This window comes from Niabella hirudinis, from assembly GCF_051201075.1.
Taxonomy (GTDB): Bacteria; Bacteroidota; Bacteroidia; order Chitinophagales; family Chitinophagaceae; genus Niabella; species Niabella hirudinis.
This window is the reverse complement of the sequence record NZ_JBPEHJ010000008.1, coordinates 1-25,190: the sequence shown is the minus strand read 5'-3', so window position 1 is coordinate 25,190 and position 25,190 is coordinate 1. Positions and strand designations below refer to the sequence as shown.

At 43.4% G+C, this 25,190-nt stretch carries 24 protein-coding genes; 13 read left to right on the top strand and 11 right to left on the bottom strand.

Features of this window, described 5'->3' with window-relative positions:
* Positions 1-236 precede the first annotated feature (236 nt).
* The 8 genes from GGU45_RS15390 to GGU45_RS15355 all read right to left on the bottom strand — a co-directional run bounded on the left by GGU45_RS15390 (position 237) and on the right by GGU45_RS15355 (position 8,965).
* On the bottom strand, positions 237-1,526 hold the full coding sequence (locus tag GGU45_RS15390) for an alpha/beta hydrolase family protein (RefSeq protein WP_435226197.1): 1,290 nt from the start codon (positions 1,524-1,526) through the stop codon (positions 237-239).
* A complete protein-coding gene (locus GGU45_RS15385) occupies positions 1,519-2,697 on the bottom strand; it encodes an SGNH/GDSL hydrolase family protein (RefSeq protein WP_435226195.1) in 1,179 nt (392 codons plus the stop codon). Before GGU45_RS15385 ends, GGU45_RS15390 begins: the two co-directional genes overlap by 8 nt.
* The gene (locus tag GGU45_RS15380; protein WP_435226193.1) at positions 2,697-4,313 is read right to left on the bottom strand and encodes a beta-N-acetylhexosaminidase; all 1,617 of its coding nucleotides are present in this window, start codon (positions 4,311-4,313) and stop codon (positions 2,697-2,699) included. Before GGU45_RS15380 ends, GGU45_RS15385 begins: the two co-directional genes overlap by 1 nt.
* Positions 4,314-4,622: 309 nt before the next feature.
* Positions 4,623-6,341 (bottom strand): phytoene desaturase family protein, encoded by a 1,719-nt coding sequence (locus GGU45_RS15375; RefSeq protein WP_435226191.1) that lies wholly within the window; start codon positions 6,339-6,341, stop codon positions 4,623-4,625.
* Between the two features lie 259 nt (positions 6,342-6,600).
* Positions 6,601-6,963 (bottom strand): DUF488 domain-containing protein, encoded by a 363-nt coding sequence (locus GGU45_RS15370; RefSeq protein ID WP_435226189.1) that lies wholly within the window; start codon positions 6,961-6,963, stop codon positions 6,601-6,603.
* A 75-nt stretch (positions 6,964-7,038) separates the two neighbouring features.
* Positions 7,039-7,248, bottom strand: coding sequence for a hypervirulence associated TUDOR domain-containing protein (locus GGU45_RS15365; protein WP_435226187.1), 210 nt, complete (start codon positions 7,246-7,248; stop codon positions 7,039-7,041).
* A 61-nt stretch (positions 7,249-7,309) separates the two neighbouring features.
* Positions 7,310-8,239 carry a Dyp-type peroxidase gene (locus GGU45_RS15360; RefSeq protein WP_435226185.1) on the bottom strand — a complete coding sequence of 310 codons (930 nt, stop codon included), beginning with the start codon at positions 8,237-8,239 and terminating at the stop codon, positions 7,310-7,312.
* Between the two features lie 60 nt (positions 8,240-8,299).
* On the bottom strand, positions 8,300-8,965 hold the full coding sequence (locus tag GGU45_RS15355) for a ferredoxin reductase domain-containing protein (protein ID WP_435226183.1): 666 nt from the start codon (positions 8,963-8,965) through the stop codon (positions 8,300-8,302).
* Positions 8,966-9,607: 642 nt separating this feature from the next.
* Here GGU45_RS15355 and GGU45_RS15350 point away from each other — a divergent pair.
* Both GGU45_RS15350 and GGU45_RS15345 read left to right on the top strand, forming a co-directional pair.
* Entirely contained in the window at positions 9,608-10,015 is a 408-nt protein-coding gene (locus GGU45_RS15350; RefSeq protein ID WP_435226181.1) for a VOC family protein, read from the top strand.
* Positions 10,016-10,066: 51 nt separating this feature from the next.
* The gene (locus tag GGU45_RS15345) at positions 10,067-10,687 is read left to right on the top strand and encodes a dihydrofolate reductase family protein (RefSeq protein ID WP_435226179.1); all 621 of its coding nucleotides are present in this window, start codon (positions 10,067-10,069) and stop codon (positions 10,685-10,687) included.
* A gap of 287 nt (positions 10,688-10,974) precedes the next feature.
* On the opposite strand, the gene GGU45_RS15340 is transcribed toward GGU45_RS15345, so the two are convergent.
* Positions 10,975-13,752, bottom strand: coding sequence for a metallophosphoesterase family protein (locus GGU45_RS15340; RefSeq protein WP_435226177.1), 2,778 nt, complete (start codon positions 13,750-13,752; stop codon positions 10,975-10,977).
* A 530-nt stretch (positions 13,753-14,282) separates the two neighbouring features.
* Here GGU45_RS15340 and GGU45_RS15335 point away from each other — a divergent pair.
* The 7 genes from GGU45_RS15335 to GGU45_RS15305 all read left to right on the top strand — a co-directional run bounded on the left by GGU45_RS15335 (position 14,283) and on the right by GGU45_RS15305 (position 19,378).
* Positions 14,283-15,242, top strand: coding sequence for a hypothetical protein (locus GGU45_RS15335; protein WP_435226176.1), 960 nt, complete (start codon positions 14,283-14,285; stop codon positions 15,240-15,242).
* A gap of 806 nt (positions 15,243-16,048) precedes the next feature.
* Positions 16,049-17,062 (top strand): type IV toxin-antitoxin system AbiEi family antitoxin, encoded by a 1,014-nt coding sequence (locus tag GGU45_RS15330; protein ID WP_435226174.1) that lies wholly within the window; start codon positions 16,049-16,051, stop codon positions 17,060-17,062.
* Positions 17,043-17,222, top strand: a complete 180-nt coding sequence (locus GGU45_RS15325) for a hypothetical protein (protein WP_435226172.1) — start codon at positions 17,043-17,045, stop codon at positions 17,220-17,222. Before GGU45_RS15330 ends, GGU45_RS15325 begins: the two co-directional genes overlap by 20 nt.
* A gap of 38 nt (positions 17,223-17,260) precedes the next feature.
* The gene (locus tag GGU45_RS15320) at positions 17,261-17,872 is read left to right on the top strand and encodes a hypothetical protein (RefSeq protein ID WP_435226170.1); all 612 of its coding nucleotides are present in this window, start codon (positions 17,261-17,263) and stop codon (positions 17,870-17,872) included.
* A 435-nt stretch (positions 17,873-18,307) separates the two neighbouring features.
* Entirely contained in the window at positions 18,308-18,571 is a 264-nt protein-coding gene (gene yidD, locus GGU45_RS15315; protein ID WP_435226168.1) for a membrane protein insertion efficiency factor YidD, read from the top strand.
* 34 nt (positions 18,572-18,605) lie between these two features.
* Complete coding sequence (locus tag GGU45_RS15310) at positions 18,606-19,133, top strand: hypothetical protein (protein WP_435226166.1); 528 nt, start codon at positions 18,606-18,608, stop codon at positions 19,131-19,133.
* 23 nt (positions 19,134-19,156) lie between these two features.
* Entirely contained in the window at positions 19,157-19,378 is a 222-nt protein-coding gene (locus tag GGU45_RS15305; RefSeq protein WP_435226164.1) for a hypothetical protein, read from the top strand.
* A 4-nt stretch (positions 19,379-19,382) separates the two neighbouring features.
* On the opposite strand, the gene GGU45_RS15300 is transcribed toward GGU45_RS15305, so the two are convergent.
* Together GGU45_RS15300 and GGU45_RS15295 are read right to left on the bottom strand one after the other, a co-directional pair.
* The gene (locus GGU45_RS15300) at positions 19,383-19,907 is read right to left on the bottom strand and encodes a PIN domain-containing protein (protein WP_435226162.1); all 525 of its coding nucleotides are present in this window, start codon (positions 19,905-19,907) and stop codon (positions 19,383-19,385) included.
* A 31-nt stretch (positions 19,908-19,938) separates the two neighbouring features.
* The gene (locus GGU45_RS15295) at positions 19,939-21,018 is read right to left on the bottom strand and encodes a helix-turn-helix domain-containing protein (RefSeq protein WP_435226160.1); all 1,080 of its coding nucleotides are present in this window, start codon (positions 21,016-21,018) and stop codon (positions 19,939-19,941) included.
* A gap of 644 nt (positions 21,019-21,662) precedes the next feature.
* Between GGU45_RS15295 and GGU45_RS15290 the strand changes: the two genes are divergently transcribed.
* The 4 genes from GGU45_RS15290 (at position 21,663) to GGU45_RS15275 (ending at position 25,135) form a co-directional block, all read left to right on the top strand.
* Positions 21,663-22,301: a hypothetical protein gene (locus GGU45_RS15290; RefSeq protein ID WP_435226158.1), complete on the top strand. Its 639-nt coding sequence runs from the start codon at positions 21,663-21,665 to the stop codon at positions 22,299-22,301.
* 254 nt (positions 22,302-22,555) lie between these two features.
* Positions 22,556-23,245 (top strand): toll/interleukin-1 receptor domain-containing protein, encoded by a 690-nt coding sequence (locus tag GGU45_RS15285; protein ID WP_435226156.1) that lies wholly within the window; start codon positions 22,556-22,558, stop codon positions 23,243-23,245.
* Between the two features lie 25 nt (positions 23,246-23,270).
* Positions 23,271-24,548: a nucleotide-binding domain-containing protein gene (locus GGU45_RS15280; protein ID WP_435226154.1), complete on the top strand. Its 1,278-nt coding sequence runs from the start codon at positions 23,271-23,273 to the stop codon at positions 24,546-24,548.
* A gap of 17 nt (positions 24,549-24,565) precedes the next feature.
* On the top strand, positions 24,566-25,135 hold the full coding sequence (locus GGU45_RS15275) for an SLATT domain-containing protein (protein WP_435226152.1): 570 nt from the start codon (positions 24,566-24,568) through the stop codon (positions 25,133-25,135).
* Positions 25,136-25,190 lie beyond the last annotated feature (55 nt).

The following is a 25,190-nucleotide window of genomic DNA, read 5'->3' as shown; positions in this document are numbered from 1 at the left end:
CGGCAATCATATCCTCATTAAAATCGTTCTTCGTGTATCGGGTATGAAATTAAAGAAGTGAATTATTTTTCTTGTCCTGCTCTGTACTGAACCTGCAAGAAAAACTCAACCAGGGGTATCGCAAAGCAATTGCATGATACCCTTAAAGGCCATGCCGCTCTTTTGAAAATACGCTTGTCTGATCGGTTGGGAACAGGGCTTGTAACTTTGAGCATCAACAGTTGCAGCTTCGTTCTTTAGGGCATTGCAGTTCTCGCCGATTCTAATCCAAAAAGGTTTACGGTACTTACAGAGATCTTTCCGGGAGAATCTTTTAAATGCGGGAGCCTGATCTCTGGCAAGGGCAGTTCACGCGGGTAAGCGTCATCTCCATTGGTATCAAAATTCTGATAGGTACCGGTTGCCGGAAAACGTCCGATCAGCTGATCATTTTTATAAATATTGAAGTGACTGATACCGGATTCTATATCCGCATCTGCTTTCCAGGTAAGTGTTGCCTCCGGACGCTGCGGATCTGTTATCCGGACATGGTAGGGGGCAGGCGGGGGCGTATGGTCTGCAACAGTACCCGTGATCACGTATTCGCGCCAACGGGCAGCCGTTGCTGAATCGGGGAACCAGGCCGCGTTCCGCTTATTACCCGGGAAATCCCGTTCCGGGTATATATTGTAGCGTACGGTATCACCCAGCCACGCTTTGCACCGGTCTACGGGCCTCATGGCAGCGTACCCTGCTCCCGGCTTGGATGGAAGCCTTTGCCGCAGCACTGCCTCATAAAAGGGGATGGCCATATACCGGACATAACTGTAATTATGGCTCTGGTAGGGGGTATAGGCAATACTGGCATACCCACCCCCGGAACGCAGTTTACCAAACTCCCTTATGGATGTTTGCCAGCAGCAGGCATCTCCCGCCGGGCCCGCATGCCGCATCATTACCGGTACCTCTAATGCCGCAGACGGATAGGCTCCCGGCTCAAATGCCGGTGAGTATCCAAATACCGCCAATATTCTTTCGGGATATTCCCTTAGCATGGACAGGGCCCAGTAACCGCCGCCGGAATGGCCCCATAACAGCCAGGGAAGCTCCGCCAGTTCTTTATGCCCGGAGATCTTCCCGATGCCGGCAAGTGTTTTAATAAGCGCCGGGCCTGATCCGGACCCGGGATTTCGCCAATCATGGCAGTTCCCTTTGGCGGAATAGAGGTCGGGGCCTACAATTGCCAGGTTCCATTTTTTTGCAAACGCCTGGTATTGCAGATCAAAGGCGGTAGCTATTCCCCGCCCTTCCATAGTACAACCATGCTGATGTACAAAAACCCCCTGCAGGCTGGTTACGCTGTCGGGGATAAAAACCGCATACCGGGCTGAGTCAAATGTGTAATGGGCATCGTTTTGTGTAATAATATACACCTTGCCGTTGGCCACCTGCTGCACATGGTATGCAGGCGCTGTATTTTTCCGGGCCGTAGACAGTAAGGACATCAGCAGCCCGCAAAGCCCCAACCACCATCCTGCGTTATTCATAAATTTCAGGGATATCCGTTAACGTTTGCAGAAACATCAGCCGCGAGCCTTTTATGTTCGGGTGATGATAGATCTGGCCAAAATCATAATCCTCGTGCCACATAGTGGTTTTATCTACAGCAATGCCATCAAAGTTTAGCGAAGTAGCCCTGTCGAACCTTGCGCCTTTGATCTTATATTTCTGACGTATTTTTTCAATAAGCGCGTTCACCGGTACCTGGCTGCCGCTTTCATTGGCAGGAATGTTATTGAGGACAGGAATGGATCCCTGTGATTGTATATATTCCACCAGGGCACTGAGATTTTGTTCCGTATTGCCCCCGTTGGTACCAATCGTTATCATTACATATTTGGCCTTTATAAAGGGCAGCTCATTTTTGATCCGGTTGAGCAACTCGTTAATGGTGGTTCCCCCGCGGCCGCTGGTTATTACCCTGCCATGGGCTTGCTTCCGGATGAGCTGCGTCCACGACTCCGCAAAATCAGCACGGGGAAAATAACCCTCCGGCTCCGTTATGGAATCGCCATATATTAGTAGCAGCAGGTTACATGCTTTTGAAAGCACGGTCATCTGTTGTATATACATCCCCGATCCCGCTGCTAACCCAAAACAGTAATAGTCGTGCTGAAGCCCCGCAAAGAAACCCCGGCCCACAGCGCCGGCCCGCACACCTCCGGTACCGTCCGTTGTTGCGGAAATACTATCGGCGCTGCCCGTATGCAGATCAATCAGGCGAAGCATTACAGTCTGATAACTCCGGTGCACTTCCACCAGGTAATCGTGCTGCGGATCAAGGAACGCGGCTTTCTTTTGGATTACCGGGTTGGTTTGAATACTGATCGTTTTCCGGCTCATATCTACAAAGGCTTTAAAATCGCCCTGGTCACTTTGAAAAACACCTTTTGCGTCTGCTGAAAAACGAACACGATAACGCACCAGACGCTCTGCGAGGGAGTAATATTTATTCAGCCGGGCCAGTTGTCCTCTTACACGCATTTGTATACCGCTGGGCGTATACCTGGCATCCGGTAATACCAGCTCCGGGTAACGACCCGTGGTATCAAATACCTGGTTGTACAGTACCACCGTAGCACCGGCAGGTACCTGGCCTCTTGCAGAGTACCAGCAAACAAGACACACAAGCAGCCACAACCTTCTTGCCCGCAGCATTAGTATTTTCCTTTTTGATACTGGATATATCCCTTCTCTGTCCATATCTTTTCAAGAGGAGCCAGTCTTTTCCGGAAATCCGCATAGGATTTTTTTGTACCAGACGGGATCCAGCCAACTTCTGCAGAAGCGGCAATGCGCGGAAAGGTCTGGTAATAGATCCGCTCGCTGGTTGGGGTAGACTCGCCCCACATCTGGCAGCCGATCCCCAGTATTTTTTTCTGATCCGCGCCCATTACCCCTTCGGGTATGGGATTAAACATATACGCTTTTTCAAGCGGTGTGGTTTCATAGGAATAATCCAGGTAGGTATAATGCCGGTCGGAGTTTACCACATCATATCCCTGGGCAATGGCCTTATTTACCAGCCGTACATTCCCATCCCAGAACTGGACAATCGTGCCTTTTGCAAGCCGCTCCGACTGGCCGGCCTGTACATGTGCTTCCCCCCGGATATTATCCCCGGTGATCTCGTTCCACCCGATCATACGGTATCCTTTTGAAGCAATGTACTGCGACATCCGGTTGATGGCCCATACCTGCAGGTCGGAATACGTAGGCAGGGAATGCGCCTTCATAAAATCATTGACAGGCTTTGAATTTTTCCAGTGTCCGTAATCGGCCTCATCACCTCCTATATGAACGATCCCATCCGGAAAAAGTGCGATGACTTCATCCAATACATCATGCAGGAATTGTTCTACTTTAGGATCCGTAACATCGTACAAATCACTCTGCACCGGCTTACCGGTTTGCTTGCTGCTGGCGCCCAGCCAGGGATACGCAAAAATTGAAGCAGAGGCGTGGGCCGGTACTTCAATTTCAGGGATCACCGCAATACCTCTTGCATGGGCATAGGCGATGATCTCTTTTATATCTTTTTGAAAATAGAACTGAGCAGGAGGATCCAGGAACAGGCTATCCAGGCGGCTTTCGGAATTTTGAAAATGCACCATGTGCCCATAGTTTCCTCTTGATCCGATGCGGGTAAGCAGGGGATATTTCTTAATCTCTATCCGCCAGGCAGGATCATCCACCAAATGCCAATGAAAGGTATTGAGCTTTAACCGGGCCATTTCATCCAGCAGCCGTTTTACCATTTCCTTGCCATGGAAGTTGCGGCTTTCATCCAGCATATAGGCCCTCCAGGAAAATGCCGGCTTATCGGCAATTACACAGGCAGGGAAGGATACCCCATCGGTCTGGGACCCCAGCCCCAGTTGCCGCAGGGTTTGCAATGCATATAACAACCCTTTGCTGCCATTCGCCTGTGCGCTAACCGCCGGGCTTTGATCGCTGCCAGGGCGCAGTTCCAGCTTATAGGATTCATCTTTAGGATCATTGGTCCCTGTATTGAGTGCAAAACGGATCCGGGCTTTTTGTGGTGTGCCTGCCCACTGCGGCCGAAAACCAATCTCTGTAAGGACTGCGTTCCAGTAACCGGTATCAATCTGTACGTTGCGATCCATATAAACAGTGGCGTTTTGCTCCAGCTTTACAGACCCTTTTTTTAACTGAACAGATGCCGGCTGCGGAATGATATTTAACGGTTGCTGCTGTGCCTGCAAAATACCGGTAAATAAACCAACAGTCATGCAAACCATGATTCCCTTCATATACTAATAATTTTTAAACGCTGTTTTATGTGTTAAAATTGAAACGCTCCGTTTTATATATTTGAGCCATTACGGCTGGTATCGTTATGCCCTTAGAAAGGCATGCCATCAATCGTATACATTACGCAAACATTTGTTATCAAATATCCGGCGTGAATTTAGTGCACAATTTTTTTACCACTGTCCTGTTCTGTACTGCCTGACGGCCGCTATAGTGCTCCGTTTTACATGGTGTTTTTTGTAAAATGAGCAAACACTTTTATTCCGAAACAAACAACTGCTGTATTTCCTTCAGCGTGGGTTTCGGGTTCATAAACCAGGCGACTCCTTTTTGTGGTTTCGCATTGCTTTTTCAGCAGGCGTTGGCTTTCGTACCCAATTATTACTATAGGGTTTAAAAACATTTCTTTCAAAAAATGCAGCGATCGAAATTTTTCGATCCATATAATCAGCAAGTGCCCTGAACGCTTTTTTATTCTCTTTTTTAAAAATCAATAACGCGGCATTAGAGCCCGCTTTTACGGCAATCGGCACCCCTCCACCCAATTCGGCCCAATGTCCGCCAAGTAGTACATTTTTTATGGGTGTTTGATAATGCGCTACCTTATTCCGGATATTGGCCCTTCCCGGTTTCGCGCCCATCATAGATCCATTTTTATTTCCTGTGTATCGCCAATGCGTTACGGGCGTAGCCACTTCGTAAAATAAAATATGAGCACGCAATCCCGGTGCTACCCGGCATTCCACCTCCCGCAGGATCGTCTCCGCTATTTTCGTTTTCAGTTGCCGGTATGCTTCTGTACGAACGGGGTTTCCCTGTTCATCTTTTTCCGTTTGCCAATACCCACAATCATCCATGTAGGCAGGTGCATAAATAGTAAGTGTACCCCTCCCATCGGGCGCCAGCGACGGATCTCTGACCGAGGGAGCAATAATGGACAACTCCGATATAAAGGGCATTGAGGTTGTGCTATCGCCGTCTTGGTTAACCGGCATGGAAAGGTGCAACATTTCCTCACCAAATCCCAGATGGTTTGGGGGGCAATCCAATCCTATAGAAATAGTAATGGAGCTGCTGTAAAGTTCTGCCTGTGCCAGCCTGCCTCTAAATATTGAGGAGATGGTGTTTGCAGGCAGCATTTTGTCATACAACGTCTCCACATCTATAGCTCCAATAACATATTTAGTCCCGATGGTATACTCCCGGCCTTTGTGAATGCATTTTACACCCTCTGCGCGTTGATCTTTCAACACAATCTTTTGCACCGTACAATTAAAGAAAATATCATTTTTGTAAAACAACACAATATGCTTGAGCCATTCCGGTATTACCTGGCCACCTCCTTCCGGCGGACTTTGAAAATCTTTATAGTAGGCCCATCCTATGGGTGTTAAGCAGCCAACCAGCTCTGTATCTGCCGCAAAAACATCCTGCATCTTTTTTTCCTTAAAAAACTTCCGCAAACCCTTCTGCAATCCATCGGGACCGGAAAACCTCAGGTACGGAATAAATGCAATCCCAAACTGCAAAAAAGCCATTGTTTTTTTTATCCGTTCCCAATAACTCATACTTTCTTCGGTTCTGAACACCCGATAGTATTTGTTAAATGCGGCCCCTATTTTTTTTGCAATTCTAAAAAAAAGCTCAACCCCTTCCTCGTCCTCCGGAAACTCGTGGATCCATTGTCGTTTTAATTCATCCGGGTTACAGGTTAACAAGTAATTATGATGGTTGCCAATGTACCGCCTGATTTTTTTTTGAGTAACCGCTTTGGGATAATCGCTTCCAAGAATTGAAAACATCATATCGACAACGCCACCCGCAGCGCACTGATTTAACCAATGAATGGCCGTATCAAAACGAAACTCTTTTCTGCGAAAGCCCGCAAGGTAACCGCCGGCATGCGGCTCTTTCTCCAGTACACAAACCGAGAGCCCCGCTTTACTGAGCAATGACGCAGCGGTAAGGCCACCAATACCGGCACCAATTACTACTACATCATAACTTGATTGGGGTGCGATACTCATTTTTACGCTGACATTAACTTGGTCTTCATTGAAGCTATTTAAAAATAGTTTTTCCTTTTACCTGTGTACTAAAGTTAATGGTTTTTTATCGCGCGCTTGAGTGAAAATTTACGATCCGTTTCCTGGGAGTTTTATCCGGACATTTTGCTTAATATAAACATTCCCGGGCGCCAAAAACGCTTATTTATTGCACGCAATGTAGTGGTGAATGGCCATTTGACTTCGGGGCAAAATTCTCTCAACTCGAAAACAGTAAGCATTACGATTTCAGCTCTTTGTTAATATATTCCCGAAGTACTACGGCCTGGTTATACCGTTCCTCTTTAGCGCCATAGAGTAATGTGATCGTTTTGTGCCGGCGGCATTGGCTCAGGAAGGGGGCCGCGGCTTCATTCTTATTAAGTTCTTCCGTGTATTTTGTTTTAAAGGCCTCCCATCGTACCGGATCGTGGTTAAACCATTTACGGAGTGCTGTGCTTGGAGCAATTTCTTTTTGCCATTCATCCAAATCCGCTTCTTCCTTAGAAATGCCCCGCGGCCAGATGCGATCTACTAAAACCCTGTATCCGTCATCTTTTGCAGAAGGCTCGTAAATTCTTTTTATATTAATTACCGGTTTCATTTTAGCTGTTTTACCCGTCAAAAGTAAATGCCTGTCTCAACAGGCGTACCGTTAACAACACCCGTTACCATTCATTTATATTCTGGTAAGCGCAGATCCTTTATGCGCGGCAATATGATCCGATTTATCGCTTTTAATTTCATACTGCGGTTCTTGCTCTGTTGCATGATGCGTGTAACCCTTGTAATCAAAATCTCCTGTATGCACCCTGATGATTACTCCTGAAACCCTTCCTGCTTCAGAATTCCAGCTCACATGGTCGCCTATTTTGAATAGTGTCGTCATCGAAAAAATATTTTATTACGTCCATCCGTATCCAGGCTGCATTTTGCCGGCATTATGATCATCAATCGACTGAAGAAAAACGATCCAGCATATCCAGAGTCGGCACAAAAAACAAGCTTCCTGTTTTAGCCGTGCTGAAATCCAGCAACCGGTCGTAGTTGCCTTTTGGAGATCCAATGAACATACTATCCAACATTTTCTTTACAGTGCTAAAGGTGCTGGCATATGCAATAAAATAGGTGCCCATTTCATTGGTAGCCATATTGCCAAAAGGCATATTATCCCGAACAATTTTAAAATCATCGCCCACATTGGCAACGGCGCTGTGCGAATTTTTTGGCTTTACGGCATCCGGCATCTCAATATCATCCTGCCGGGAGCGCCCGAATACTTTTTCCTGCTCATCCAAAGGCAGCGCCTTAAACGCTTTCAGGTCATGAATATATTTCTGAACAAAAAGATAGCTACCCCCATTATAAGCCTTGTCTTCGGGCCCAACAAGGCCAAAAAAAGCCCGTTCCTCACCCTGGGGGTTCTCCGTGCCATCCACAAATCCCAAAATGGAACGTCCATCCCAGTACCGGAAGCCATGAACCTCCTCCACACATTCCGCTATGGGATTCAAATGCTTGCACAATTCAGCAGCCATATCATAACAAATACTGCAATCATTACCCCGGAGATGAAAATGCAGATCGCCCCTGGTTGCCACGGCCGTGTGTTTTTCGCCAACAACAGGAACAAAATTTTTCAACTCCCTGGGAAGCGGATCGGAAAGATTTAGCTGCTGCCACGCATCATGGCCAATACCCATAATACAACCAACACCTTCATTCGGAAAGCGTATGGCCGCGGAATGATTTAGATTGATGACCAGCGCACAAATGTGTTGGAACGTTTGCTTAATAGCGGTACCTGTTTTAAAATTCCAAACCATAAACAGGGTGTTCGTTCCACGATTATCCAATACATTTTGCGATTGCGGCTTCATTTTGTTTATAAAATGCTGTTACTCTAAATATACCCGATGTCCATTTTTTTCCAGTGCCGGTCATATTTCAACGGTTATTGCAGAACCACCCAGGTTTTTTATAGCCTGCTGTACCGCTTCTATCATCTGGGGGGGACCGCATACATAAAAATCCTGATTAAAATCATGGATCCTGTTTTTTAAATATGCTTCATCGATGCGATGATGGTCATAGCCCGGCACCAGCTCCTCCGTGATGGTATTAATAAAATTCGACCCCAGCATTTTTGTAAACTCTTCTTTAAGGATAATATCCGCTGCGGTCTTATTTGAAAAAAACAATTTATTGTTACCGATCAACCCATCATTGTACAATTGTCTGAAAATAGCAATAAACGGCGTAACACCCGCTCCACCGGCTATAAAGCAGCCAGCGCCCTTGTATTGGATGGCTCCCCAAACATCGTGCAAAATCAACTCATCCCCGGGATTTAACAAGCCCAACTGATGTGTAACCTCCTTATGTGCATCGTAGATCTTAATGGTGAATTCCAAAAAATCCCATTCATTCAGCGAGGTAAAAGTAAAAGGGTTCCTTTTCTCTAACCAGCCTTCTTTATTGATTGAGACTTCGGTTGCCTGACCGGGAATAAAAGAATAACCATTGGGTTTTTCTACCCGGAACCGTTTAACATCATGGGTAACGGGTTCAATAGAAAGGATTTTTACAATATGTCTTTCACTCATTTTTCCAAATTTATCCCTTTAAAGTTACTTCTTTTTACAATAGAAAAATGGGGGCATTTCAAATAAACAGCAATCGGGATGCTATTACCCGGGTGTTCCGGAAATACGCCTGGTGAAGCAATGAATACTTTACTTCCAATCGTTTTGTCAGAAATTCCGTTGCAATTCTATTGGTGGCACTCCAATTTTTCCTTCCGCCGATTTATCGCCCCGACCATCGGGAGTAAGCCCGCCATACAGGGTTTTGCATTTTAACAGAAAGGCAGCCCTCCGTTCAAAATAATTCATTGTTTCTATAACTGACCGTATGGTCACTTACTTTAGCAGGGGCCGTGCTACTTCCATTTTTTATCGCTTTAATACCCGCTGTACTTTAGCATCATCGGCATATTTCCCGCTTCCTGCAATCAAACTCAGCACCGGAGGCTGAATAAATACGGAAAAGATCGCCAACTCCACCTGAGGCATAATGAATAAAACCTCGGCTAAAATAGCCATAAAAATAGCAATCTGCTTCTCCCTTGGTCGTATTTCACCCTCAAAATGTCACATTCGCCATTTCCATAATGTTCATTTTCGTCTCATCTTTGTATTACAAATGAAAGTACAAAACCAATTAAACAAACAATAAAAACTTAAAAAATGAGCAAACAAATTTTCGTAAACCTCCCGGTAAGCAATTTAAAGAATGCTATGGATTTTTATACTCAACTGGGATTTACCAACAATCCACAGTTTACTGATGATACAGCAGCCTGTATGGTGTGGAGCGATGCTATTTTTGTAATGTTACTGACAAAAGAAAAATTCAAAAGTTTTACAAATAAAGAAGTCGCTGATACTAAAAAAGCTATTTCGGTAATGAATTCTTTATCGCTCGAAAGCGCAGATGCGGTAAAGGATTTTGTAGCAAAGGCGCTTGCAGCAGGCGGTACAGAGCCTAGCGAAGCAAAAGATTACGGGTTTATGATTCAACATACTATTGAAGATCCGGACGGAAACCATTGGGAGCCTTTTTTTATGGATATGAGTAAATTTCCACAACAATAACACCTTCCCATCTGCAGTTAATTATTGCAACTACAAAAAAGAATAAAAATTATGAGCCAAATAATATTCGATGGCGCCATATCGCTCGATGGCTTTTTTGCGGGCGACAACAGAAGTCCGGAGAATCCCATGGGCGGCGTTTCAGGAAAAATTCATGCCTGGATGTTTAAACAAAAAGCATTCTGGAAACATATCCTTGTGGAAGGCGGGGAAGAATATGGCGCCGATAGTAAGTTAATTGATGACGTGTTTGCCAGAACTGGCGCTTATATTATGGGAAAACGGATGTTTGAAGAAGGCGAAGTACACTGGGCAGAGGATCTGTACAAAGCAGATGTGTATGTGCTCACACATGAAAAGCGGGAACCCTGGGTGCAAAAGGGAACTACTACTTTTTACTTCATCAATGATGGCATAGAAAGTGCCTTGGAAAAAGCAAAACAATCCGCCAAGGGCAAGGATATCAGGATACAGGGCGGCGCCAATACGATTCAACAATTTCTCAATGCCGGGCTCATCAACGAATTCTTCATTCACATTGCCCCCGTTTTTTTAGGAAGCGGTATCCGGCTGTTTGATGGTATGGACAAAGACCAATATGATATTCAGATTGCAGAAGTAATCCCTTCTAACCTGACAACCCATTTGAGGTATAAGCTAACGAAGAAATGAACAAAACGCACTTGCTGCATATACGTTGTTTATGGCAGCAAGTGCGTTATTTATGATACTCATCCTTCGGTCTTCTTTTTCCTGTTCCGGTGCGAAGCCCTCTCCATCTTCACAATCTTTGGGGTAAAGGGTAACCCTTGTTTTGCATTACGCAAGTAAATTTTTCCCAAATTTAAAGTTCAACTCATATACGGGCTCCCTGCTCTTATTGCCGGTTATGCCTGAAAAATACACGGATCCTGTTCGGAAAGAAAACAAAAAAAGCGATGGAGGGCCTCCGCATCTCTTTAATAGTATGCCCAATATATTTCATCTTCTTCTAACCCGCGATACACCAGGACCCCGCCGCCGACGGTGATCCCGATCTGGGCTACAAACTTGCTGCGGGCGGTAGTCGTTTTGATACCTTCTGAAATAGGCTTCACGGTATTGCTTCCCACCCAGGAGCCCCGTTTGTCTTTTCCTGTGTCACTCAGCGCACACTGTGTTAAATTCCCGTTTGATGAAGTGTACACCATAACAAAAGCGTTGCTGGCATATGCTAAGGCCATTCCTCTTTCGGTATAGTGCTCTCCCTTGATATTTCCGATTTCCTGCCAGGAAATATTGTTATTGTACCGGTCGGGTGCAGTACTGGATGGGGTGCCAATGGCCCACTCGATGATGGTGCCGTCTTTTTTCTGGTAGGTCATATAAATATGATACGCGTCTGCGGCGAGCGCCGGCGTATTGGGCGATTCCATCTTTTCGCCCACATGATCCAGCAGCCTTCCAAAATCCTTCCAGTCTCCCTGGCAGCCGGGGTTTAGATCGTAGTATGCCCAGCAAAGGTTGTCGTTCTTATCCTTCTCCCGGTACACCAGGTAGATCCGGCCCTGAAAGAAGCAGACCGCTGGAGCCGCCTCACCCACTTTCAGCGCTGCCTGATCTTTCCCATACAGATTTAACGATGTCCACTCGGTGCCGCTCGCCGGCCTGGAAATTCCCTGCAGTATATTATCCTTGTCGATGTAAAATAAATAGAGTATACTATTTACGGCAATGATGGCTGGCGAATGCTTAGTGACGATCGTACTGCCTCCCACCGCAATAGGTTGCGGGCCCTTCCAGTCGGCTTTCAATTGCTCATTTTCGATATGAATGTCTTTTATTTTAACGGAACACATGACTAATTCATTATTCTGATTCAGCCCGTCTACATACACTACATAAAGCGTTTCATTCCACACGGCCACCGAGGGACTGTGGTTGGTAACAACCGCGTTCTTTTTAATGGGGATATCTCCGATCCAGCGCGGTTTCAGGCTTTTAAACGGAGCTTGTTTAATGGCTTCAGCTACCTGCGGTATTTCCTTCAATTGCGCATTTGACGGCATATCAACTAATTGAGACCACGCCGGGAACTGGTAGTAGCGCACATCAATTTCCGCATCTTTCAGCGACATGATGGCTCCCACATGGGAGTATAATTTTTTGTCTTTGTCTGCGCCGGTCTGGTCTACAAGTTTCTTATTCATATTGGGTGCAAAAGCAACCATTTTATAATTTTCTTCATAGGGGTCGTCTGCTTTATCCGTTACTTCGTAGCTGCTGCTGCCCAATAGCCGCCCTTTATTTAACCCCAGCAGGCCATCGTAGTATACCGCAAATGCATGTTCGTGCCCCCAATACCAGGCCGCGATCCGGTCTTTGAAGTAGGAGCTGAACTGCGCGTCCAGCCAGGTATTATGGTATTCAGGACTTTTATGATCAATCATTGCCTTCCGGGAAAACAGCTGGTGATGCGAGAGCATAATGGTCTTTCCGCCAAATTCGTCCAATCGTTTCTTCATCCATTTAAGCTCATTCTCCCGTAATTCCGGCTGGAATGGCCCCACATAATCCTCATAGGTCGTTTCTGCCAGGTTCGGAAGCCAGGTGATCCAGTCCCAGTCGGGCAGGGCATCCATAATTTTATCCAGCTTGCTTTTTACAGTGTCGCCAAAACTTTGCAGGAAGGATAGCAGGCCATTGCCATCGGCCTGGCCGGTATCCATACCGAGAAACTGCCAATTGTTGTTTTCGGTACGCAGGCAAAAGAAACTGCATTTTTGCCCCTGGTTTAAATTATCGAGCAATTCGAAATATCCGTACCCATAGGAATAGTACTCATGATTACCGGGTATCGTAAAGATAGGAGGGTTTGGATCAAACTTACCGGGATCAATATCCCGGTCTTGCTGCAGCTCGTTGCTTACCCGGGCAAACACATCCTGGAAATTATAATAACATTCATAGGGCAATCCGCAATAGTAGATATCACCGAGGTGGAGGAAAACAATCTTGCGCCCCGGGTATTGCAAATAGGCCTGTTTCCAGAGCGCTTTTAAAAACTCCCGGGCATCATCCATTGAGGTGCCCCAGTCACCGATCATCACGATCTGCGCATTATTGGGAATCTTCCAGTCGATGGCGCCGTAATTTTGATAGGCTGGATCCCCTGCATCCCGGTATTGCATTTCCGTCATACCGTAACGGGGCATATCCCAAAATTCCTGAATTTTATCCCGCTGCTGCTGTGTTAACACCGGGGAGTTTAAAAGGCTGTTGAGCAGGGCTTCCTCAAGCCGACTCAAATTTTCCGGCCCTCCCAGCATCCATATGTATACCAATACACATAATCCAAAGCCGTACCAGTCATCCGTGCTAAAATCAACAGTTCTGTCTATGTAATGACTGGCTTCCAAACCTACCAGGTATAATTCATAAAGTACATCTCCCGCGGTTTCTGTATAAACATAAGCAGCGCCCGTAACAGCAACATCAAAAAATGCCTGGGAATAATATGCTGCCTGGGCAACGCCGGGTGCATTACCCGCTTCTTTTGCTTCCGCTTGATCCGGTGGTTTTGGCACCCGTTTTTTTTGCTTCAATTGATCCAGGTGTTCGAATACGCCTTGCATGAAGGGCAGGCGCCGGATTTCCTGGATGCTGAGATCGGGGTGTTGACCGCGCAAATAGGATTCCGTGGCTGACGCCCACAAGGCGGCAAGAGGGTTCCTGGGATTTTGAAAACTTGATGACATTGTGGTTTATTTTTGAGGGTTTTAAAATAAATGCTCCGCACATCAATATCTAAACAACATTGACCATCCACTAAAAAGATTATACCCGAACATTTTTTAAAGGGTTTAACCAGGCAAAGACAGTAAAAGGGCTCGCTAAACTCATCGTTACACCGGGGCAACAATTGGCAACAATCATTCAGGTCAGAAGTCTAAATCGATGGCTAATATACATAAAACTTTTTAAAACAAAGCGTTAGGAGAGGGGCAACTTTGGCAGAAACGAAAAACAAAAAGTGTTTTAACGGCAACACCCCACCAACAGACTAGTTTGCAGCGGCTGCCTGTTACAGATCCGCCTAAAATTGTGACAAGAGCGGTTTAACTTAAAAGATCTCTACTAATGCAAATGCAATCTTTCATCGCTCCAAATAGGAACAGTTCAACATATCCTACCTATACGCTCCTTTGTCGCATTAAGATCAACCCCGAATTTTACGTATATTTAGTTGACAGCTTACAAAACCCTTCCGAAATTTCTATCCCTGTTTATGACAATAAAACAACCTACCTGCATCCTGGTAGTCCTCGCCTCTATTGCGAGCTTTAAACCGCTGCAGGAGCCAACCCTGTACCAACCGGACAGTTCCCTTGCGGCACAATATCTCAACGATGCGGGCATTGAGCAAGACCCCGATGTGCTTTATACAGAAAAATTCAGCGATGGTATGCCAGGTATACTGGCCCGGTATACCGATATTGTTAACAGCGAAGGAATGAGCCTGGATAGCACAGATGTTCCGGCCAAAGGCTGCGTTGCTCTTAAGATGACCAATCAGGGAGGAAAAAACGACGGCGGGCATTTATTCCGGAAGTTTGACCCCGGGTTCGATAGCGTCCTCTATATCCGGTACTATGTCAAATACCCTTCCGGTTCTAAAGGATACATCCACCACGAATCGGTTTGGATCGGCGGCTATAATCCCGCTACCCGGTATCCGGATCCCCGGGCCGGCACCTGCGGACTCGGAGATCAGCGGATCTCCATAGCCTATGAACCCGTTGGCCCCCTGGACGATATGGATACCTATCTTTACTGGGGCGATATGCGGGCCGGCGCCCGGGGAAAATGCTATGGCAATGACCTGATAAACGGCGGTCCGCAATCGAAAAAGATCCGCTGGGATGAATGGATGTGCGTTGAGCTGATGATCCGGCTTAACCATCCCGCAACTGCATCAAACGGGGAGCTGCAGGTTTGGCAGGACGGGGTGGTAGTGGGGCATTGGGGCCCTGGTTTTCCAAACGGGAACTGGCTGGCGGATTCCTGGATCAACGATAACACCGGGCAGCCTTTTGAAGGGTTTCGCTGGAGAACAAATGAAAAACTGAATCTCAATTATATCTGGATCGAATTTTATGACGATACCACGCCCGAAGGAGCCTCCCACCATATCAAATTTTCCAACCTCGTTATTGCCAAAAGATACATCGGGCCAATTAAAACCTAAGCCTAGCGGCGGCGGTCATTTTTAATAGACGGGTTAAAGGCTCTTTGTGCAAATAATTAGGAAAGCAGAAAGTTGAACGTCTAATTACTTAATCGAAGAAAACAGAACCTTTGCTATTGCAGTTACCTCCATGCTGATTTTGGCAAGACGATGCGGAATACGAATCACGGAAAACCATTATGATGCTCATCCTGATCAAAATGTAAAAATTCAGCTGCCTTTTAACATGAAGCTGCTTGATTTTTAGCTCCCCTTGCTGAGGAAGCACATCTCCTGATAATGAAAAATTGGCTAATAATTCGATTTCTGCCAAATTTGCTGAAAAATGGGGATGAACCAGGCTGTTTGAACCAACAGAAATACACCCTTTTTGGCAGCCTTACTGCTAAATTTTCCGGACATATTTTCTTTCGCCGGCATTCTCAAATTCAGCACCTGCGGAGATTAGAGGGTTTATTCGCCACAACTTTGCGGCGAATAACTTAGTAGCACCTTAGAAGATCAGCTTTTAGAAGAAGCAACTACCGTGCTTTTTTTCGGTAGTTCAAAAGAAGGAGAATTAACCTAATCCTCAACTGTTGCAAAATATGCAACAACTGGTTTAGATCGGAAATAATAACGGTCAATTTTAAAATAATTGAAAATCAACTAAGTACATTTATGCAACAAACTGTGTTGTGTAAATTCGCTTCGTTTGTACCAGTCTGCTTCTTGTTCACTTAAAATGAACAGTGTAAATTTGTGAACACACATTCAATAGTGTTCATTATATTTGTTTGTTCATTTTAAATGAACTATAAAAGTTTATGAACACAGAAGACTTCTTTATTACTAATGCCTTACAGCGCCTGGGCGAAGAAACCGGCATAAGAGGTACCTGGAAGCCTGCCATTAACGATGGGCTGGATGGAGAGGTGATGTTGTATTATAATGGCAATAACATTACCTACTATGTTAATGCCCGGAATGAAGTCAGGCAGTACCATTTGGGCAACATAATGGACCTGGCAACAAAGCATAACCCACTCCTGGTTATTGCGGAAAGAATTTTACCCCCGGTAAAAATAGCGCTCATAGAAAGGGGAATAGCCTGGTTCGAAACCAATGGCAATGTTTATCTGCAAAATCCTCTTTTTTATATTCATATTGACAAACATGCGCCGCTTCGGGTAGATAAACCTATAACGAACCGTGCATTTACCAAAACAGGTTTGAAAGCCGTTTTCCACTTTCTAAATAATAAAGCTGCTATTAACGACAATTACCGGAAAATAGCAGAAGATACAGGAATCGCCCTGGGCAATGTCAAATATATAATTGATGGACTTACCGAAGCTGGCTATATCCTTAAAGTAAACAAGAAGGATATCCAACTTAAAAATGTAAAACCATTGCTGGAAAGATGGGTTGCAGGATATCGCGAAACATTAAAACCTACATTGTTGACAGGGACCTTTCGTTTCCTGGATAAGAAAGCCGGTCAAAACTGGCGGAACCTTGATCTGCAAAGCATTGATGCCGTATGGGGTGGCGAGCCGGCGGCTGATTTAATTACAGACTACCTAAAGGCCACGAAACTCCAATTGTATACTGCTTTGCCGAAAAACCAGTTAATACAGCAATGGAAACTTATACCAGACAAGGATGTAGAGCTGACGATATATAACCAGTTTTGGAAAAGAACGAATACGACCCCTGCATTGGCAGCTCCCCCATTACTTGTGTATACAGATTTACTCATCACAGAAGATCCGAGATGCATTGAAGCAGCCGAACGCATCTATAAAAACTACCTGAAAGATGAATTTGAAATCGATTGACCAAGAGGCGCTAAAGCCATTATTAGAAGAGGTGAATACAGCATTTACAGCCGTTGGTGTTGATTTTTATCTTATTGGTGCCATCGCAAAAGAATATTGGTTCCACCGTGGTGGTAAAACATCCGAAGGGACCAAAGACATTGATTTGCCGCGCTGGTAGCAAGCCATGAAGATTATGAAAATATCCGTTCTTATTTAATGGATAAAGGATATAGCCCTGCAAAAGAGAATGCTTACGTTCTTATCAGCCCTACAGGTGTACAAGTTGATATATTGCCGTTCGGAGAAATTGAAATAGATGAAACGGTAAAGGTAATGGGCGAAGGTATGACCTGCATTCGTGTGAGCGGTTTCAAAGAAGTTTATACAGCAGGAACTGAAAAAGCTGAATTACCAACAGGTCAGATTTTCAAAACCGCAACGCTTCCGGGTATTGTGTTACTAAAATTCATTGCTTACGATGACAGACCGGAAAAACGCCTGAAAGATGCCAGGGATATTGCCAGCATTATTGAGCACTACTTCGATCTTCAATCTGATTTCATCTATGAACACCATCTTGATCTTTTTGCTACCGAATCCGGGGAGAACATTGTAGATATTGGAGCCATTGTAATAGGAAGAGAGCTAAAGAAACTTTGTGCAGATAACAGCTCTCTGAAAGAGAGGGTACAACATATACTGGAACGGGAAGTAGCCGGCGGGCCAGGCAGCAGGTTTATCCGGCAAATGGTACAAGAAACCAATAGCGACGCAGAAAAAATGCAAAATTGGCTGGCACAACTTCTAAAAGGATTCTCTTCTTATTAGACTATTTCGTTCCAAATTATTTTTATATTCCCAGCTTAAGAACACCCGGCATCCATCTTGCGACGCTCCGTTTATCACGGGTGCATATGGCAGCATTGTTTTAGTTATCTGTATTTTATTCCCAATTAATAAGAACAATTACCAATACGGTTTTCCGTAAATCCCTACTGTTTGGAAATTATAGATTTGTTTTAAACAAATGCAATGAAATCCTACAAAGTAGTGCCATACGTAGCCAATATTACAACAAAAGAAACAACAGGAACAGTAGCTCAGAAATTAGAATTACTTATTAATGATTTTGCTGCGCAGGGCTAGGCTTTTGAGTCGGTAGAAAAGTTTGAAACAGTCGTAGATGACCCGGGGTGTTTTGGCATCAACGCAAAAACATCAACCACTTTCTTTCAATTGGTTATATTTTCCAAACCAACCTAAATGCGTTATATCTTACTTTTTGCAATACACTTGTATTGGCTTCTTATTCCTAAAAATAAAAGGAAGCGATGTCTTTTCAAGGAAACCTGTAGCAAATATGTATACAGAATAACACGGCAACAGGGTTTACATGCTGGCATAAAAGCACTAAAGGATCGCAAAAAAAAGTGCAGACCCGGATATTATTATATTAATGAAAACGCAGTACGCATGGCAGATTGCAGCATTGTACCCGCTGAAATATTGAACAAAAAAATCTGCTAGAAAAGACCCATAAAAAGCATTAAAAATTTCACAAATGAACCGTATAAATTTAGTTGCAGTATTCATTATTATTCTTTTGAGCTCCTGTAACAGATACTACTTAGTTGAAAGTCCGGAACCCGTAAAGTATTCTTCTTCTGATTTTATTACTTATTATGAATCAGAGTACAACACGGTCTTTATTGCTCCGTATAACCGTTTCCTGTTGCGGAAAAAGAGAAATTTTGGGCAATCTAATTATGAAATTATTTATGCAGATGAAGTTGGTTACACCCCCAGCAGGGATGGTTTTAAATTATCCCGTTCTGCATCAAAGAAGAAATATAGAAAAATTTATGGTGCTTCATTCCTGGCCTATAAACAAAAAAGCAGTGAAATAAAAAACAACTATTTCCAAAAGAAGAAAGCGGCTGAAAGCAGCTCCTATAAGGCCGGCTCTTCCGAAAGTTCTGATACGTATAAACCCGGTACCGGCGGCCCGGTGCATGTGCGGGGATATTATCGAAAAAATGGTACATATGTAAGCCCTCATACAAGAAGTGCTCCCAGCAGAAGAAGATAAATAATAAATAAACCACAGGAAACATGGCACAACGCAAACCGTATAACCCTAATACCAAATATGGCAGACGTAAGCTTAGAGACCAGGCCCATTATAATTACGTAAACGGTACACCGGAGTATAGAAAGGAGGTTGATAATATAGCGGCAATCGTTTGGATTGTTGTTATAGTTATTGCTATTGTAATAGGGTTTGTTATTTACTCTGTTTCCGGTATACAGGGGTTGCTTAAATGGCTTAAATAGGGACTTAGGCCTCGCCAGGTTTACTCCATTCCTTCAACCGTTTCTCCATCTCCGCCACCAGCTCCCGGTTGTTTTGAAAAACAATATTGGATTGAATTAATTGTTGAAGTTTGGTCGATGCTTCTTTCGGGCTCAGCAACCCACTCTCAACCAATTTGTCAAAAATCCAAAGCATCCCATGATAATCAATAGAGCGCTTTTTGGCGGTGTTACGCACTACCTTATCGCTGCTCAAAAGAATCGCACTATGTTTTTCTGCAAAGTAAAGCACTGAACAATCGCTTTCAGAAAGTGACCGGGGGTAGTTGTTGGAACGGATCGTTTCTTTATCCACTTCTCCCGCAATATGAATGGTAAGTTTGCTGGCAGAACAATACACCTGTAACAGCTGCCGTTGTTCTGTAATCATTTCGTTCATTACATCAACGGTCGTATGCACTTCCAGCGTCAGTTCAAAAAAATGCGTAACCAGTTGCAGTTCGCACAGGTCAATAAATATGCAGGCATCGGTTATAGCAACCTTCTTCATGGCAGTACAATTGGTACGCCCAAAGTTAGCATTAAAATGCCATCAGAAAATCCTTCTTAAAATCTGCCAGTTTTTGATTTTTTAACGCCGCCGCCTTACTCATAGATATTTGTTCTTCCGCCAATGCGCGCAGCAACAACTGGTCAAACCGGTTCGATTTTTCTTCACCGGTATAATCCACCGGCTCATCCACCTTCCAGCCATTGTTGTTCATTATAAAAAAGAACTGTTTTGAATAATGCTCATTTATAATGCCACAAACTTTTGCGCGCATTACAATAGCCTGCATAGATATACCATACTGAGTTTTTATATGCCCCAGCTCCTGCATATACAGGCGGGTACGGTGCTTACCCAGTTCCTGTATAATAGCTTTTTCTGGTAACAACATTGCCCCCGCAAACTGGTGACAAAGATTTTCAATTTGTTTACTGGTAAGCGCTTCATCAAATTTTAATAACAGGTGCCCCAGCTCGTGCAGCAGGGTAAAACGAATGCGGTCCGGTTTTACAATTTTGCGGCTGTTATAAGCAACCACCGGAATAGTTTTATTTACAGTAGTCTGCAATCCATCAAAGCCCATATCCGCATCCAGTGGCACTACTTTTATATGCTTATCTTCCAGCAGCTCCACAATATTGTAAATAGGATCATCTCCCAGGTTCCATTTTTCGCGTAGTTTTATAGCTGCATCGTTTACGTCTTTATATTCCTTTACAATTTTAAAATTCGGCAGCGGGTCCTTAAAGTTCACAGGCAACGCCAGTATTTCTTCCAGCTCCAAATAGCGGCCCAGGTATTCGCGGGTTTGCTCAATAATGCGGTCATCCTCCTTTGAAGCCAGGCTTTTCAGTTTGCGGTATTCCACCTCGCCAATTTCAATACTGGTAGTACGGGCAAAAAAGTCAGGGCGCACGTTCAGCGCATCACTCAGCCAGCCGGTAATTTCGCTATCCGGTATCACCTCACTTTTTTCGTAGCGGTGTAAAGATTGTTTGGTAAGTGGATGGCCGTTCGCATCAAGCACATCTGCCAGATCCTGTAAAGAAAAACCATTGAGCAGGCGGGCAGATTTAAAGCGAGTGGCAAATAAGTTTTCAGTACTGCTCATAACGAATCATTTTAAATAGTAACAAAATTGAGGTTAAGAGTTAAAGCATATTACAGCTTACTGAAATTAAATAAATTGGCGAAACCCTGTGCACTAGTTTTTTTTCGTACTGCAAAGGTAAAAGTATTTTTTAAAGTAGACAAATTAAAGTTACGACTTTGCATATTAAATACATTTTTGTAACTTTGTCATATATAAGAGGCTAGAAGACATTGTGTCCTAAAATTAAACCTCTCTTTTAAATTTTAATGTAATGAGGGGGGTGAAGTTTCTGCAAAGATGACAGACGGCAATTAATTAACAACTATGGAATAGGAATTGTTGTGTTAGATCTATAAAGTTCTTTAAATAAAAAGAGAAAGGGCCTTTCCAGGCCCCTTACGAAATTGGAAAAGAAGGTTTGGCGACCCCGGCGTTTTTAACGCCGCTCTTTCCCAAAATTAGTTTGTAATTTCTGCGAATTACGGAAAACCGTATTAAACCACCAAATTGGTTTTTTTTCCCGGTTCTGGGACCTTTCGCTAAATTTTTCTCCACTTATTTATTGAAAGAGTTGGTGCATGTGCTATGAGGCATAGCCCCATTTCATGCCGTTTATAATAACGAGCCTGAATCAAAATTATTATGTAATTAAAAGGAGAAAAATGATTAGCGTACGATGTTCAGAATTAGAAAGTGTAAGGGAGAACCCTGCAGCACATGGCCAGGTACTGGCAACAAATGGAATTAAAAGCGGCGGCGGGCGCGGCATGGTATCCTGCGTTAGAGAGGTCGCTCTTGCCATGGGAAAAGAAGAATTTACTGTATCTGAAGGAGTTAAACAAATACAGCAAAAGTTTTTGACTTTTAGCCCTACTAAAGAAAACAAGGAACGGCAGGAGGAATTGATACAGGGCTTTATTGCCTATCACGAGCAGCTTAAAAAACATCAGCTTGAATTTATTGATGGAAGCCGCAGGATGAAATGGGATTTTTCAAAAGATACCCGCCTAACCGGACAGACTCCCTGGGTTTTTGCCAGTGATCGAAATTACTACGCGCTTTCCTTAGCAGAAACCAACACTGCCTGGCAGCATCAATTAAAATACCCCTTGTATCAGAAATACTTAACAGATCATATAATAAACTGCCATCCTTCCGCCTTGAATGTGGGGGTTTTTTGTTTACAAACCGGAAAGTTTGAGTTTAAAAGCTTTGATGAAGAAAGCATTGAGTTAAGTGTTAATGAAACCGGTCAGATTTTAAATACAGTCCTTGATTCATTCAATAAATATAAAAATTAAATATTATGATACCATACAGAAATTTAAGTGGTGGTTCAGGTGTAGCGGCTTACGAAACCGGAGCAGATTACATATTGATAATGTTCGCCACGGGCCGGGTTTACAGGTATAGCCATTGGCGTGCAGGAAGTTCTCATGTGAGCAATATGAAAAATTTAGCCGCTGCCGGGCACGGGTTAAATTCATATATCAATAGGCATGTGAAGTTTTTATATGATTAATAAATTTTCTTAACCAATTAAATTTTTTCCAATATGGCAAGATGTACAGCACCGGTTTATGGTCATCGAACAGCAAGTGCAGCAGCAAACTGCCCTGCATGTGGTAGTCGCTATAATCGTGGTTACAATTCGTATGGTTACTCTTCTTCTTATTCATCATCTTCAAATGGTTCAGGAAGCCGTAGCAGTAGTAGCGGACAGCCTAGAACTAAAGCGCGATGGTCTTCGGCAGGTTCTACTATTCTATATACACCTGCAGAAATTCGAACGCTTACACCCGTGCGTGAAAATGTAGAGAAACGTTCGGGTTTATTGGATCTGCGAGATGTTTTTCTTTGTCACGCCTGGGATGATCGTCAAGGTGCTGCCAAAGAGCTACATGATTTACTAGAATCAAAGGGTGTTTCAGTTTGGTTTAGCGAAAAAGATGTTTTGCTAGGCTCACCATTACTTCGCGAAATCGATAAAGGATTGGCAAAATCCCGTGTTGGTATCGTATTAGTTACTCCTTCTTTTCTTAAACGCATTAAAGGAGAAGGAATCGCAGACAAAGAACTTTCTGCTCTCTTAGCTCGTGATCTACTTGTTCCTATTGTTCACAACACAACTTTTGAGGATTTACGTGAAGTAAGTCCTTTACTTGGCTCACGCAGTGGCTTAAGTACTATAGAGGAATCAATGGCAGATGTTGCTGCTAAGTTAGTGGAGTTAGTAACCCCATAGGACATAATAAATTAACTATTAACACATGAATGTATCTGAAATCTATAAAGAGTTTCTTTCCAATATTAAGATCAGCGGTGATGCAGCAGAGACTATTTCATATCGTTACGGACGTATTACAAAAGCGTTAAATGAGGAATTTCGGAAAACGGATTCCAAAACAGCAAATAGTTTGCAAGTCGGATCGTACGGGCGATACACAGGAATTAAAGGGATTTCAGATTTAGATATACTTTATATAATGCCCGCATTAAAATGGGACGATTATAATAAAACTGGAGGGCAAGCTAAATTGCTGCAAGACACTAAAAATGCAATCTCGAAAACATATTCTTCCTCTGATATTAAGGTGGATAGATGCGTAGTCACGGTAAATTTTGCAGATTCACATATTGACGTACAACCAGTTTTCGAAATTGAAGACCAAGATTACAAATATCCAGACACTTATGGCGACGGTTATTGGAAAATAACAAAGCCGAGAAAAGAGATGGGTGCCATGGTTGAATTTGAAGAAAATAAGAATCGAAATCTACGAAGACTTTGTAAAATGGCCAGGGCATGGAAAAATAAGCATGGTGTTTGTATGGGAGGCCTTTTAATAGATACATTGGCGTACAATTTTCTAAAATCAACTACTTATTACGATGAAATGTGCAGAGACTTTTTTAAATATTTGTATGATCAACCTAAGAATCAAACAGAATATGGAGCGCTGGGAAGCAAGCAACGGGTAAAAGTTAAAAAGGCATTTAGAAGAAAAGCAAAGAAGGCTTATGATCTTGCAGTGGAAGCCATTGGTGCCACCTCTGACAAAAGAAAACACAATAAGTGGCGAGACATTTTTGGTAATGATTTTCCTAAGTATGAAAACGATGAAAATGAAGCGAGATCAATAAATTCCACATATAGAAATACAGAAGAATTTATTGAATCGTATTATCCTATTGATATTCGGTACGATTTAAAAATAGATTGTGAGGTGAAGCAAAATGGTTATAGAGAAGGTTCATTGCGTGAGTTTCTTCTAAACAAGATTAGGCTAAGGCCTAATAAGTCATTAAAATTTCACATTGTGAGAATGGATGTGCCAGCGCCTTACACTGTAAAGTGGAAAGTTACTAATAGGGGAGAACAAGCAATAAGAAGAAACTGTATTAGAGGACAAATAATCGACGATGCAGGTAATTACGAGCGAAAAGAGAGCACAAATTTCAAGGGGAGCCATTTTGTAGAGTGTTACATTATTAAGGACAATGTAGTGGTTGCCAGAGACACAATTGATGTACCTATTTCAGAATAATTTTAAAATATTGAACGATGAGCGAACAAATAGACTTGTTAGAATCTCAGATAAGAGAAATATATGGGCGAGTTATTTACACGCACAAAACTCACGAAAAATGTGCTGATGTTCTTAAAACAAGAAGTGATCGCCTAAAGCTTACAGAAATTCTATTATCCGCAGCAACGACAACAAGTATTTTAGTCGTTGTATTTGGTGACGGGAAAGCATTTCAATTTATTGCTGCACTTTGCTCAACTATTTTACTAGGGTTAACACTTTATTCAAAGGATTTCAATTTATTAGCGATTGCTGAAAAACATAAGCAAGCAGCTTTGAATATTCTTGAAATAAGAGAAAAGTTACTTTCGTTGCTTATAGACACTCGGATTGGGAATAAAGAAATCGAAGAGCTCCAGCAGAAAAGAGACGAATTGAACGAACAACTCGTAAACGTATACCGGGGAGCACCTAAAACAATTAATAAAGCTTATCAAATTGCTTCCAAGGCACTTCAGCAAAATGAAGAATTTACATTTTCTGATGCTGAAATTGATAAAATTCTGGGAGTATCCCGAAAAGTGTGTAAGTTAAAATCGAGGTAAAATAATCGTAGAACTTATACCTTCAATCTGTCACCAAAAATAATTAAGAACTGGT

What these genes read in the sequence shown, in the direction of transcription:
- GGU45_RS15390 (WP_435226197.1), bottom strand. Translation starts at nt 1,526, where the DNA reads ATGAATAACGCAGGATGGTGGTTGGGGCTTTGCGGGCTGCTGATGTCC.
- GGU45_RS15385 (WP_435226195.1), bottom strand. Translation starts at nt 2,697, where the DNA reads ATGCTGCGGGCAAGAAGGTTGTGGCTGCTTGTGTGTCTTGTTTGCTGG.
- GGU45_RS15380 (WP_435226193.1), bottom strand. Translation starts at nt 4,313, where the DNA reads ATGAAGGGAATCATGGTTTGCATGACTGTTGGTTTATTTACCGGTATT.
- GGU45_RS15375 (WP_435226191.1), bottom strand. Translation starts at nt 6,341, where the DNA reads ATGAGTATCGCACCCCAATCAAGTTATGATGTAGTAGTAATTGGTGCC.
- GGU45_RS15370 (WP_435226189.1), bottom strand. Translation starts at nt 6,963, where the DNA reads ATGAAACCGGTAATTAATATAAAAAGAATTTACGAGCCTTCTGCAAAA.
- GGU45_RS15365 (WP_435226187.1), bottom strand. Translation starts at nt 7,248, where the DNA reads ATGACGACACTATTCAAAATAGGCGACCATGTGAGCTGGAATTCTGAA.
- GGU45_RS15360 (WP_435226185.1), bottom strand. Translation starts at nt 8,239, where the DNA reads ATGAAGCCGCAATCGCAAAATGTATTGGATAATCGTGGAACGAACACC.
- GGU45_RS15355 (WP_435226183.1), bottom strand. Translation starts at nt 8,965, where the DNA reads ATGAGTGAAAGACATATTGTAAAAATCCTTTCTATTGAACCCGTTACC.
- GGU45_RS15350 (WP_435226181.1), top strand. Translation starts at nt 9,608, where the DNA reads ATGAGCAAACAAATTTTCGTAAACCTCCCGGTAAGCAATTTAAAGAAT.
- GGU45_RS15345 (WP_435226179.1), top strand. Translation starts at nt 10,067, where the DNA reads ATGAGCCAAATAATATTCGATGGCGCCATATCGCTCGATGGCTTTTTT.
- GGU45_RS15340 (WP_435226177.1), bottom strand. Translation starts at nt 13,752, where the DNA reads ATGTCATCAAGTTTTCAAAATCCCAGGAACCCTCTTGCCGCCTTGTGG.
- GGU45_RS15335 (WP_435226176.1), top strand. Translation starts at nt 14,283, where the DNA reads ATGACAATAAAACAACCTACCTGCATCCTGGTAGTCCTCGCCTCTATT.
- GGU45_RS15330 (WP_435226174.1), top strand. Translation starts at nt 16,049, where the DNA reads ATGAACACAGAAGACTTCTTTATTACTAATGCCTTACAGCGCCTGGGC.
- GGU45_RS15325 (WP_435226172.1), top strand. Translation starts at nt 17,043, where the DNA reads ATGAATTTGAAATCGATTGACCAAGAGGCGCTAAAGCCATTATTAGAA.
- GGU45_RS15320 (WP_435226170.1), top strand. Translation starts at nt 17,261, where the DNA reads ATGGATAAAGGATATAGCCCTGCAAAAGAGAATGCTTACGTTCTTATC.
- yidD (WP_435226168.1), top strand. Translation starts at nt 18,308, where the DNA reads ATGCGTTATATCTTACTTTTTGCAATACACTTGTATTGGCTTCTTATT.
- GGU45_RS15310 (WP_435226166.1), top strand. Translation starts at nt 18,606, where the DNA reads ATGAACCGTATAAATTTAGTTGCAGTATTCATTATTATTCTTTTGAGC.
- GGU45_RS15305 (WP_435226164.1), top strand. Translation starts at nt 19,157, where the DNA reads ATGGCACAACGCAAACCGTATAACCCTAATACCAAATATGGCAGACGT.
- GGU45_RS15300 (WP_435226162.1), bottom strand. Translation starts at nt 19,907, where the DNA reads ATGAAGAAGGTTGCTATAACCGATGCCTGCATATTTATTGACCTGTGC.
- GGU45_RS15295 (WP_435226160.1), bottom strand. Translation starts at nt 21,018, where the DNA reads ATGAGCAGTACTGAAAACTTATTTGCCACTCGCTTTAAATCTGCCCGC.
- GGU45_RS15290 (WP_435226158.1), top strand. Translation starts at nt 21,663, where the DNA reads ATGATTAGCGTACGATGTTCAGAATTAGAAAGTGTAAGGGAGAACCCT.
- GGU45_RS15285 (WP_435226156.1), top strand. Translation starts at nt 22,556, where the DNA reads ATGGCAAGATGTACAGCACCGGTTTATGGTCATCGAACAGCAAGTGCA.
- GGU45_RS15280 (WP_435226154.1), top strand. Translation starts at nt 23,271, where the DNA reads ATGAATGTATCTGAAATCTATAAAGAGTTTCTTTCCAATATTAAGATC.
- GGU45_RS15275 (WP_435226152.1), top strand. Translation starts at nt 24,566, where the DNA reads ATGAGCGAACAAATAGACTTGTTAGAATCTCAGATAAGAGAAATATAT.